The following is an 11225-nucleotide window of genomic DNA, read 5'->3' on the forward strand; positions in this document are numbered from 1 at the left end:
CCTCAGGCGAACTCGTGCATGACGTGCTTGATCCGGGTGTAGTCGTCGAGGCCGTACTTGGAGAGGTCCTTGCCGTAGCCGGAGTGCTTGAAACCGCCGTGCGGCATCTCGGCGACCAGGACCATGTGCGTGTTGACCCATACGCACCCGAAGTCCAGTCCGGCCGTGAGGCGCTGGGCTCGGCCGTGATCGGTCGTCCACACGCTGGAGGCCAGCGCGTAGTCGACGTCGTTGGCCAGGCTCAGCGCCTGCCGCTCGTCCTGGAAGGTCTGCACGGTCAGCACCGGCCCGAAGATCTCCTCCTGCACGACCTCGTCGTGCTGGCGCACGCCGCCGATCACGGTGGGCGCGAAGAAGAACCCGGTGTCGCCGACCGGGTGGCCTCCGGTGAGCACCTGGGCGTGGTCGGGCAGCCCGTCCACGATGGCCCGCACCCGGTCCAGCTGCGCGGCGCTGTTCAGCGGACCGAACATCGCGTCCACATCGGACGGAGGTCCGCAGCGCCGCGCGGCCGCCCGCTCGACGAGCTCGGCGGTGAACTCCTCGGCCACCGATTCCTCGACGAGCACGCGGGTCGCGGCGGTGCAGTCCTGGCCCGCGTTGAAGAACGCGGCATCGGCGATGCCCTCGGCCGCGGCGGCGAGGTCGGCATCGGCGAAGACCAGCGCGGGAGCCTTGCCGCCGAGCTCCAGGTGAACCCGCTTGACGTCCTGGGCGGCGGCGCGTGCCACCTGCTGGCCCGCTCGCGTCGATCCGGTGATCGACACCATCGCCGACACCGGGTGGGCCACCACCGCGCGGCCGGTGTCGCGGTCGCCGCAGACCACGTTGAGCACGCCCGGAGGCAGGGTCTCGGCGGCCAGCTCACCGAGCAGCGCGGCGGTGACCGGTGTGGTGTCCGCGGGCTTGAGCACCACGGTGTTTCCGGCCGCCAGGGCGGGCGCCACCTTCCACACGGCCATCATCAGCGGGTAGTTCCAGGGGGCGACCTGGCCGACGACGCCGACCGGTTCGCGCCGCACGTACGAGGTGCGCCCGGGCGAGTACTCCGCCGCCGCTGATCCGTCCAGGACGCGTGCCGCGCCGGCGAAGAAGCGGATCTGGTCGACCGAGGCCGCGACCTCCTCGGTCCGGGTGGCCTCCACGGGTTTTCCGGTGTTCTCGGTCTCGGCGGTGACGAACTCCTCGGACCGCCGCTCCAGCTCGTCGGCCAACCGCAGCAGCAGCCGCTGCCGCTCGGCCGGAGTGGTGAGCTTCCAGTCCTGGAACGCCCGCGACGCGGACCGGTAGGCGGCGTCGACGTCGGATTCCGAGGACAGCGGGGCGGTGCCGAAGACCTCGCCGGTCGCCGGGGCGATCAGGTCGGTGGTCAGCCCGCCTTCGGCCGGGACCGGCTTGCCGTCGATGACGTTGTGAACCGCGCGCATCAGGCACCTCCGTTGGGCAGCACGCTGAGGAGTTCGTAGGCGACGTGAGCCGCCGCGATCCCGGTGATCTCGGCGTGGTCGTAGGCGGGCGCCACCTCCACGAGGTCGGCGCCGACGAGGTTGAGCCCGTCGAGACCGCGCACGAGCTCCAGCAGTTCGCGGCTGGACAGCCCGCCGGCCTCGGGAGTGCCGGTGCCCGGCGCGAAACCGGGGTCGAGCACGTCGATGTCGATCGAGACGTACACCGGACGCGTGCCCAGCCGGGTTCGGATCCGGTCGATGATCGTGTCCAGCGGAGTCCTGGCGAAGTCGCGGCAGTGCACCGCCGCGAATCCCATCCGCTCGCTCTCGTCGAGGTCCAGCCGCGAGTACAGCGGCCCCCGGATGCCCACGTGCATCGAGTGGTCGAAGTCGATGAGCCCTTCCTCGGAGGCCCTGCGGAACGGCGTGCCGTGCGTGTGCGGAGCGCCGAAGTAGGTGTCCCAGGTGTCCAGGTGCGCGTCGAAGTGCAGCACCGCGACCGGTCCGTGCCGCTCGTGCTGCACGCGCAGCAGCGGCAGGGCGATGGTGTGGTCGCCGCCCACGGTGAGCAGGGTTCGCCGCGTGCCCGACAGGTCCCGGGCCGCGGTCTCGATGGTGCTGATCGCCTCGTCGATGTCGAACGGGTTGACCCCCACGTCACCGGCGTCGGCGACCTGGCGCACCGCGAACGGCTCGGCGTCCAGCGCCGGGTTGTAGGGCCGCAGCAGCCGGGAGCTCTGCCGGACGTGGTTCGGGCCGAACCGGGCGCCCGGCCGGTAGCTGACGCCGGTGTCGAACGGCACGCCCCACACCAGCGCGTCGGCGTCGCCGACCTCGTTGAGCCGGGGGAGTCGGGCGAAGGTCGTGTCTCCGCCGTAGCGGGGGACGCGGGTGGCGTCCACCGGGCCGATGGGTTCGGTCACTTCCGGCCTCCTTCGGACTGAGCGGCCACGATCTCGGCGGCGGCCCGCTTGCCGGACTCGATCGCACCGTCGATGAACGCCCGCCACCGGCGCGCGGTGTGCGAACCGCCGAAGTGCACCCGGCCCTCCGGCTCGCCGACGGCGATCTCGTAGCGCGCGAACTGGCCGGCCCGGAACGTCGCCCAGGTCCCCCTGTTGAACTCGTCGTTGACCCAGTCGTGCGATTCCGATGCGATCACCTCGGCCTCCGGCGCGAACTCGCGCACCGCGCGCTGCACGTCGCCGAGATCGTCGGCGTCGACCCGGTCGTGCTCCGGGGCGAAGCAGACCAGCACCACACCGTCGTCGGTGGTGCCCATCGCGCCGACGTAGTCGAAGCTGGTGCCCCAGCCGAAGCCGCTGATCTCGGGATCGACGCCGCGGGCCAGCGCCCACACCTTCTGGCCCTGCCCGGCGTGGTTCTCCTCGCTGATCGCCTTCTTGGCGGTGGTGAGCGGCGGGGTGAACTCGATGTCGCGCCAGACGCCGACCGGGGTGGTCATCAGCACCCGGTCGGCCCGCGCGGAGCCGCCGTCGTGCTCGACGGTCACGCCGTCGGCGTCGGCGCTGATCGTGCGGACCGGGCTGGACAGGCGCAGCTCGGCGGCACCGTCGGCGCGGATCGCCTCGGCCAGCGACACCGTGCCCTCGGCGAAGGTGTGGCCGAGGACGCTGGCCTGCACCATGCCCCACAGCGAGTTGTCCATCGAGGACAGCCAGCGCAGGATGGCCAGCGCAGAACCGGTTTCCTCGCTGGCGTTGGCGCAACCGCAGAACCACGAGATGAGCAGTTCCCGGGCGTTGCCGGTCAAGCCGGCGTCGTCGGCCCATTGCCGGATCGGCACGTCCAGGTCGGCGAGGCCCTGCTCGGACAGCGGGCGTTGCGGGTCGAGCCGGGAACCGGCTTCGACGAGAGCGCGCAGCGCGTCCTCCAGCGCGCCGTACTGCTCGGGCGGTACCGGCAGCAGCGAGTCGAGCACCCGACCGTGGTCGGACCAGGTCATGCGGCCGGGGAGGTCGCTGTCGACGACCGGGATGCCGTAGCGCTGCACCTCGCTCCAGACGTGGGTCTGCTGCGGGACGATCCAGGTGCCGCCCATCTCCAGCCCGAACCCGCCGAGCGCGTCCGGCCGGTACCAGGTCGATCCGCCGATCCGGTCCCGGGCCTCCAGGATCAGCACGCTCTTGCCGGCTTCCCGCAGATCGCGGGCGGCGGTGAGCCCGGAGAACCCGGCGCCGACGACGATGACGTCGTAGTGGTCCATCTCTTGCTTCCTCATCTTTCAGGTGCCTCAGGCGGATGCGGCCTGGGCCGGGACTGCTGGTGTCGCCGCGTCCGGAACCGGTTGCGGGGAACCGATCGTCAGCAGCAGGTAGGCCGCGGCGGTGGTCACCGCGGCGAGCGCGAAGCTCAGGTCGAGGCCGAACGTCCACTCGATCAGCGGCCCGCGGAACAGGGCGGTGTCGACCGACAGCAGGCCGATCGTCGAGCCGATGGCCCACGCCGCCACGGCTCGCAGGTTCCAGCCGGCCGTGAACCAGTAGAGCCCGCCCCGGGAACGCCGGTTGTAGACCTGCAGCCCGTCCGGGTCGTAGCGGCCTCGGCAGCGGTGGAAGCCGATCAGCGTGATCACCGCCCACGGAGCGCCGATGGCGGTCAGCAGCAGCACGAAGGCGGTGACCGCGTCCTCGGCGTCCCACACGAAGTAGCCGAGGAACACCAGGGCCGTCGAGGCCACCGAGGTCAGGATCGTGGCCTGGACCCGCGACAGCGGCGGCAGGATCGCGTCGAGGTCCAGGCCCATGCTGTAGATCAAGGCGCCGGCGTTGCCGATCGTGCCGAACACGCCGTTGAGCAGCAGCGGGATCAGGAACCACACCGGTGCCGCCGCCACCAGCGGTCCGACGTAGTCGTCGGCGGCGCCGGAGGCGAACGCGGTGAACGTGCCGAACAGCTGCGGCACCAGCAGACCCAGGACCATGCCCACCGCCGAGGCGACGAACACCGACGGGCCCGAGTAGCGCCGGGGCGAGACGTAGCGGCTGTAGTCGCCGAGCAGCGTGATGAAGGCCATCGGACCGCTGAGCCCCGCCGCGACAGCCGAGAGCGCCCACGTGGTCCAGAAATCGCCCATCGCGTACCCGGCGTCGGTGACCGGCGCCGTGCTGAACTTCCCGGCGTAGGCGACGATGCCCAGCGCCATGAGCGCCATCGTCCCGGCCGCCACCCACTTGCTCATCCGCGTGAGCAACCGGTACCCGAAGATCGCGATGAGCACCGACAGCACCGCCAGCACCGCGTAGGCGGCGGAGAAGCTGGCGCCCCCGTCGGGGAGGCCGAACAGCCGGTGCAGCGGGCCGACGATCGCCGCTCCACCCGTCCACACCGTCAGGGCCGCGTAACCCAGCGACAGCAGCAGCCCGATCATCGAGCCGATGAGCCGGCCCCGGACGCCGAACGTGCCGCCGCTGCTGGTCGAGAGGTTGGTGGCGGTGCGGAACGACACCAGGGCCAGCGGGGCGACCAGCACGGTCCCCAGCAGCGTTCCGGCGACCATCGAGGCGATCGCCGGCCAGAACTCCAGCCCGAATGACGCGGGCAACCAGCCGAAGATGACCACGCCGAGACACATGTTGGAACCGAGCAGGATTCCCGCGACGTCGCGCGGTCGGCCGGTGCGGTCGGATTCCGGGATGGTGTCGACCCCGTGCTTCTCGATACCCGAGTCGCGCCGCGTCTCCGGATGCATCAGCGCATGACCTCCTGTGAGGGCTCCCATCGGCCGTCGTTGGCCGTGGCTCCCGCACAGAGTGGTCGACCTCACCCGGGATCGGATAGGGACCGATCCTCCGAAGTCGAGAGGTGTCGTTGGACGATCGCACAACGCCGGTGTGCGATCCGCGGGTCAGCCCTGGTGCAGGCCGCGCAGGGCCAGGTAGAGGTCCACGCGGTCCGAGGTGCGCGACAGGCTGCGACCGGTCAGCTCCTCGACCCGGCTCATCCGGTGCCGGAGCGTGTTGATGTGCACGTGCAGTCGCTGCGCGGCCTCCTGCCAGCGGCCCCCGGCGTCGAGGAACACCGCCAGCGAGGGCAGCAGGTCTCCGCCGCGGCTCTCGTCGTGGTCGAGCACCGGGCCGAGCAGCGCCTTCGCCGTGGCGGTGAGCAGTTCCGGGTCCTGCACCGACAGCAGCAGCGCCGGACTGCTCAGCTGGTCGTGCGTCATCCAGCCGCCGTCGGCTCGCGAGGAGGTCGCTTCGGCGGCGTGGGCGGCTTGCAGCAGGCTCACCCGCAGCTCACCGGCTCCGCCGGGCTTGCCGACACCGACGTGGACCACCTCGCCGGCCTCGGCGAACGCGTCGTGGACGCGGCGGGCGAGCTCGGTCTCGGTGCCGCGCACGTGCGCGAAGGCGGCCACCTCGCGGCCCCGCTGCACCGCGATGCCGTCGGTGGCCAGCAGCTCGCCCAACCGCACCGAGTGCGCGGCCGGATCCCGGCTGCGCAGCACGACCGCCGCGAGCGGCCCGTCCGGCGGCAGCCCCAGCGAGTGCAGCCGGGTGCGCACGGCGGCGGTGTCGACGGTGGCGCTGTGGACCCACTCGAACAGCTCCCAGCAGTACCGGACCTCGGTGGCGCGCACCGCCCGCACGCGCTCGATCTCCATGGCGATGAACGGCATCGCCTGCACCACGGCCGCGTGCTGCTCGACGTCGAGCTCGTCCATCGGTCGCGGCAGCAGGAGCTCGGCGTCGGCCAGTCCCTCGCCGACGAGGGGCAGCGGATGGCTCGGGTGCGGCTCTTCGCCCTCGATCAGCCCGCCACCTCCGCGCACCGCCACCGGCTGCCCGAGCTGACCGGCCAGGGTGCGCAGCACCGTCTCGACGCCGCGCCGGACGCGCAGCGCGGCGACGATCGCGTCGTGTTGGCCGAGGTGGCGTCGCAGCGGGCGCTCCCACTCGGCCCGCTTGGTGTTGACGAACGCCTCGACGATCTGCAGGAACGCGACGTCGACCGGGACGACGAAGCAGGTCAGACCGCGTTGTCGGGCGGCGTCGATGAAGTCCTCGGGCACCGCGGACTCCGGCGGCACGATCCCGAACCCGACCGCGGCGACGTCGGCCTCGACGAGGTCGTCGATGAACGCCTCGGCGGTGATCCCGGCCGCACGCCACACGCCGGCGGTGAGCACGACCTCGCCACCGCGCAGGAACCTCCCCGGGGCGCGCACCTCGATCGTGTGGACCCAGCGGATGGGCCGGTCCAGCTGGCCGCGCACCCGCACCTCCAGCGCGAGTTCGGGGGTTCCCAGCAGATCGTCGACTCGCAACCGGCAACCTCCGCAACTCCGACCGACCGGCCCGGTGTCCCACCACGAGCACCCGATCCGCCGGTTATACCCCGAACCGCCCGAGCCGGCCCCGGCCGGATCGCCGCGGAGATCCGGCCGGGGCTCAGCGGGAGTCGGGCTTCACCAGGCGAGGCTGAGGTACTGGGTCTCGGTGAACTCGTGGAGGCCTTCGTGGCTCCCCTCCCGGCCCAGTCCGCTCTGCTTGGTGCCGCCGAACGGGGCGGAGGGGTCGGAGACGACGCCCCGGTTGATGCCCACCATCCCCGCGTCGATGTGCTCGGCCAGGTCGACGGCGCGCTGGAGCTCACCGGCGAAGACGTAGGCGGCCAAACCCATTTCGGTGTCGTTGACGGCGCGCAGCAGCTCGTCCTCCTCGCGCCAGGTGACGACGGGCGCGACGGGCCCGAAGATCTCCTCGCGCACGACCCGCGCGTCGGCGGGAACGTCGGTGAGCACGGTCGGGGCCAGGAAGAACCCCGGCCCGTCCGGGACCTCGGAGCGAGCGGCGACGCGAGCACCGCGCGCGACCGCGTCGTCGACGAGCGCGGTGATGTCGGCGACGGCCTGGGCGCTGATCAGCGGGCCGATCTGGTTGCCCGGGTCGTCGGCGGGACCGACGCGCAGCGCCTCGACCTCCTTGCCGAGCCGCGCGGTGAACTCCTCGGCGACGTCGGCGTGCACGTGGAAGCGGTTGGCGGACACGCAGGCCTGCCCACCGCCCCGGAACTTCGCGACCATCGCGGCTTCCACGGCCGCGTCGAGGTCGGCGTCGGCGGTGACGACGAACGGTGCGTTCCCGCCGAGCTCCATCGAGGTGTTGACGACCCGATCGGCGGCCTGGTGCAGCAGCAACCGGCCGACCCGCGTCGAGCCGGTGAACGACAGCTTGCGGACCCGGGAGTCCGCCAGCCACGTGCCGACGACCGCGGCGGCGTCATCGGTCGGGACGAGGTTGACGACCCCGTCCGGAACACCGGCTTCGGCCAGCAGCCGGGTGATCGCCAGCGCGGTCAGCGGCGTCTCCGCAGCGGGCTTGAGCACCACGGCGCACCCGGCGGCCAGCGCGGGCCCGATCTTGCGGGTCGCCATGGCGGCGGGGAAGTTCCACGGCGTGACCAGCGCGGCCACGCCCACCGGCCGGTAGGTCACCAGGGTGCGGGCGCCTCCGGCGGGCGCGGTCGAGTAGCGGCCTTCCGCGCGCACGGCTTCCTCGGCGAACCAGCGGAAGAACTCGGCGGCGTAGGTGACCTCGGCCCGCGCGTCGGCCAGGGACTTGCCGTTCTCCGCGGTGATCAGCCGGGTGAGGGCCTCGTGGTCGCGGTGCATGAGCTCGTAGGTGCGGCGCAGCACGTCGGAGCGCTGCCGGGGAGGCGTCGCCGCCCAGGAGGCGGACGCGGCGGAGGCGGCGTCGACGGCGGCGGTGGCGTCGTCGGTCGAACCGCTGGCGACGGTGGCCAGGACCTCGGTGGTGGCGGGGTCGACGACGTCGAACCGGCCCGCGCGACCGGCCTGCCACCGCCCCGCGATGTGGAGCGCGCGGCCGGTGTCGAGGGTGTCGGGGGAGAGCACGGGATCGTCCTTTCAGGATCAGAGGTCGGCGAACGCGGCGGAGAGCACGTCGAACGCCTCGTGGAGCAGTTCGTCGCTGATCGTCAGCGGCGGCAGGAAGCGCAGGACGTTGCCGTGGGTTCCGCACACCAGGACGATCACGCCCTGGGCGTGCGCGGCGGCCGCGACCGCGCGGGCCAGCCCGGGGTCGGGTGCCGAGCTCGTCGGATCGACGAGCTCCACGGCCAGCATCGCGCCCCGTCCGCGCACGTCGCCGATGCGCGGATCGGCGTCACGCATGCGCGAGAGCCGGGGGAGCGCGAGCGCTTCGATGTCGCGGGCGCGCTGGATCAGCCCGTCCTCGGTGATCGTGTCGATCGTGGCCAGCGCCGCCGCGCAGGCAAGCGGGTTGCCGCCGTAGGTGCCGCCGAGTCCTCCCGCGTGCGCGGCGTCCATGATCTCGGCGCGCCCGGTGACCGCCGCCAGCGGCAGGCCGTCGGCGATGCCCTTGGCGCTGACCAGCAGGTCCGGCACCACGTCCTCGTGCTCGCTGGCGAACATCGCACCGGTGCGGGCGAACCCGGTCTGGACCTCGTCGGCGATGAGCACCACGCCGCGGCTTCGGCACCACTGCTGCAGCGCGGGCAGGAAACCGGGCGCGGGCACGATGAACCCGCCCTCGCCTTGGATCGGCTCGATGACCAGCGCCGCGAGGTTGTCCGAACCGACCTGCTTGTCGATGACCTCGATGGCGCGGCGGGCGGCCTCCGGGCCGTCGACGTCCGGGCCGTCGCGGAAGGGGTAGGACAGCGGCGCGCGGTAGACCTCGGGGGCGAACGGGCCGAAGCCGTGCTTGTAGGGCATCGCCTTCGCGGTCAGCGCCATCGTCAGGTTCGTGCGGCCGTGGTAGGCGTGGTCGAAGGCCGCGACCGCCGACCTCCCGGTGGCGGCGCGGGCGATCTTCACGGCGTTCTCGACGGCCTCGGCGCCGGAGTTGAACAGCACCGAGCGCTTCTCGTGCGTCCCGGGAGCCAGCCGGTTGAGCCGCTCGGCCACGGCGACGTAGCCCTCGTAGGGGGTCACCATGAAGCAGGTGTGGGTGAACTCGCGCACCTGCTGCTCGACGGCCTCGATCACGCGGGGCGCGCTCGCCCCGACGGTCGTGACGGCGATGCCGGAGCCGAGGTCGATGAGCACGTTGCCGTCGACGTCCTCGACGACACCGCCGGCGGCGCGCGCGGCGAACACCGGCATCGTGGTGCCGACGCCGCGGGCGATGGCGGCTTCCTTGCGCGCCATGAGCGCGCGCGAGCGGGGACCGGGGATCTCGGTCACGAGGTGGCGGTTCTGGTGGAGACCCGTGTCGGGAATGGCGGTCATGGACCCCATCCTCGGCACGCGAGCCCATGCCGTCGAATGCCTGTTTCGCACGCCGACTAGTACGTGCAGGCATACTCGCAGGTGTGGAGCTGCGCAGCATGAGGTATTTCGTCGCCGTCGCCGAAGCCGGAACCGTGAGCGAGGCCGCCAAGCGGGTGCACGTGACCCAACCGGCGTTGTCCCGGCAGATCCGCCTGCTCGAACGCGAGCTGCGGGTGACGCTGTTCGACCGCCGCGAGGGCAGGCTGGAGCTCAGCGCGGCCGGCCGCGGGTTCCTGCCCGTGGTGCGCGACGTGCTGCACCGCGCCGATGCTGCCACCGCGGCCGCCGAGTCGCTGGCGGCGGGACGGCTCGTGCACCTGACGATCGCGGCCAGCCCCACCACGCTGACCGACGTGGTCGCCCCGTTCCTGGCCACCTTCGGGCCGCAGGACCCGCTGCCGACCGTGCAGGAGTCGAGCGGTCCGGACGCCCTCGACCGCTTGCGCCGGGGAGCGGACCTCGCGATCGTCGCCCAGCAACCACCGGCCCTCTGGAGCACGCGCACGCTGGCGGTCCTGCCGCTGTGGGCCTACGTGCCGCAGGAGCACCCGTGGGCCGACCGCGACACCGTCGACCTCCGCGAGCTCGCCGCTCAACCGCTGGTCGTGCTCGATCCGACCTTCCGGCCGCGCCAGCTGCTCGACCAGGCACTGGCCGAGGGCGGACAGGCGCTGGCGGACCCCGTCGAATGCGGCAACGCGCAGGTCGCCCAGGCGCTCGCGGCAGCGGGCCGCGGCATCGCGGTCGTCTCGGACGACCCGCGCTTCGACCTCCACGGCCTGCGCATCACCCGACCCGGAGAGGACGACCTCAGCATCACCCTCCACGCGGCGTGGGACCCCGGGCACCACGCGGCCGCGTCGTTGAGCACCTTGGCCGAACGCCTCGAGACCTTCTGCCTGACCCGCTACCCCCGTCCTTGACCTGGCGATTTCCCTACCGGTCGGCCGATTCCGGGTAGTGCGCGGCGGTGGTACCGCCGAGGGGCACGGGGCCCAGACCGAGCTTGCGGTGGTCCCACGAGCGGGTGCGGTGGACGTCGATGCGCACGGCGACGCGCTTGTGCAGCATCTGCTCGACGAACGGTTTCACCTCGTCGCTGTAGGGGCCGTGGTAGCGCTCCCACATGCTCACGCCGACGGCCCACAGAGCGTCGCGGTCCTCGACGATCTCCGCGCGTCCCTCCAGGGAGACGCCGCGCAGCACGTCGTAGGTCAGGCCGTCCTCGATCAGGACGGTGACGCGCGGGTCGCGGCCGATGTTGACCGCTTTCTGGGCCTTGGCCTTGGTCTCGAACCAGATCACGCCGTCGATGAGCGCGAACCACATCGCCACGGCGTGCGGGTGCCCGTCGGCGCCCAGCGTCGCCAGCGTCGCGGTGCGGCGGGTGGCCATGAACGCCGAGATCTCCTCGGGTGTCATCTGGACCTGCGCCCGTTGGTTGGCCATGCGAATCCTCTTCTCGTGCTGGAGCGTCTCCACGTCGACGCCCGACTACC

Annotated in this window: 9 protein-coding genes; 1 reads left to right on the forward strand and 8 read right to left on the reverse strand. The window is 72.3% G+C overall.

Going from position 1 to position 11225, the window contains the following annotated elements; translation table 11 throughout:
* Positions 1–2 precede the first annotated feature (2 nt).
* The 7 genes from E1202_RS21660 to gabT all read right to left on the reverse strand — a co-directional run bounded on the left by E1202_RS21660 (position 3) and on the right by gabT (position 9684).
* Positions 3–1427 (reverse strand): gamma-aminobutyraldehyde dehydrogenase, encoded by a 1425-nt coding sequence (locus tag E1202_RS21660; protein WP_132684980.1) that lies wholly within the window; start codon positions 1425–1427, stop codon positions 3–5.
* Positions 1427–2371: an agmatinase gene (gene speB / locus E1202_RS21665; protein WP_132684981.1), complete on the reverse strand. Its 945-nt coding sequence runs from the start codon at positions 2369–2371 to the stop codon at positions 1427–1429. Before speB ends, E1202_RS21660 begins: the two co-directional genes overlap by 1 nt.
* A complete protein-coding gene (locus tag E1202_RS21670) occupies positions 2368–3690 on the reverse strand; it encodes a flavin monoamine oxidase family protein (RefSeq protein ID WP_235878824.1) in 1323 nt (440 codons plus the stop codon). Before E1202_RS21670 ends, speB begins: the two co-directional genes overlap by 4 nt.
* Positions 3691–3702: 12 nt before the next feature.
* The gene (locus tag E1202_RS21675; RefSeq protein ID WP_132684982.1) at positions 3703–5160 is read right to left on the reverse strand and encodes a purine-cytosine permease family protein; all 1458 of its coding nucleotides are present in this window, start codon (positions 5158–5160) and stop codon (positions 3703–3705) included.
* A gap of 156 nt (positions 5161–5316) precedes the next feature.
* Entirely contained in the window at positions 5317–6735 is a 1419-nt protein-coding gene (locus tag E1202_RS21680) for a PucR family transcriptional regulator (RefSeq protein WP_132684983.1), read from the reverse strand.
* A gap of 141 nt (positions 6736–6876) precedes the next feature.
* Positions 6877–8325 carry an NAD-dependent succinate-semialdehyde dehydrogenase gene (locus E1202_RS21685; protein ID WP_132684984.1) on the reverse strand — a complete coding sequence of 483 codons (1449 nt, stop codon included), beginning with the start codon at positions 8323–8325 and terminating at the stop codon, positions 6877–6879.
* A gap of 18 nt (positions 8326–8343) precedes the next feature.
* Complete coding sequence (gene gabT, locus E1202_RS21690) at positions 8344–9684, reverse strand: 4-aminobutyrate--2-oxoglutarate transaminase (RefSeq protein ID WP_132684985.1); 1341 nt, start codon at positions 9682–9684, stop codon at positions 8344–8346.
* A 98-nt stretch (positions 9685–9782) separates the two neighbouring features.
* Between gabT and E1202_RS21695 the strand changes: the two genes are divergently transcribed.
* Positions 9783–10649, forward strand: coding sequence for a LysR family transcriptional regulator (locus E1202_RS21695; protein ID WP_235878826.1), 867 nt, complete (start codon positions 9783–9785; stop codon positions 10647–10649).
* 13 nt (positions 10650–10662) lie between these two features.
* Here E1202_RS21695 and E1202_RS21700 read toward each other — a convergent pair whose 3' ends face one another.
* On the reverse strand, positions 10663–11175 hold the full coding sequence (locus E1202_RS21700; protein ID WP_165943934.1) for a pyridoxamine 5'-phosphate oxidase family protein: 513 nt from the start codon (positions 11173–11175) through the stop codon (positions 10663–10665).
* Between the last annotated feature and the right edge of the window lie 50 nt (positions 11176–11225).

This window comes from Saccharopolyspora karakumensis (assembly GCF_004349225.1).
In the GTDB taxonomy this organism is placed as follows: domain Bacteria; phylum Actinomycetota; class Actinomycetes; order Mycobacteriales; family Pseudonocardiaceae; genus Saccharopolyspora; species Saccharopolyspora endophytica.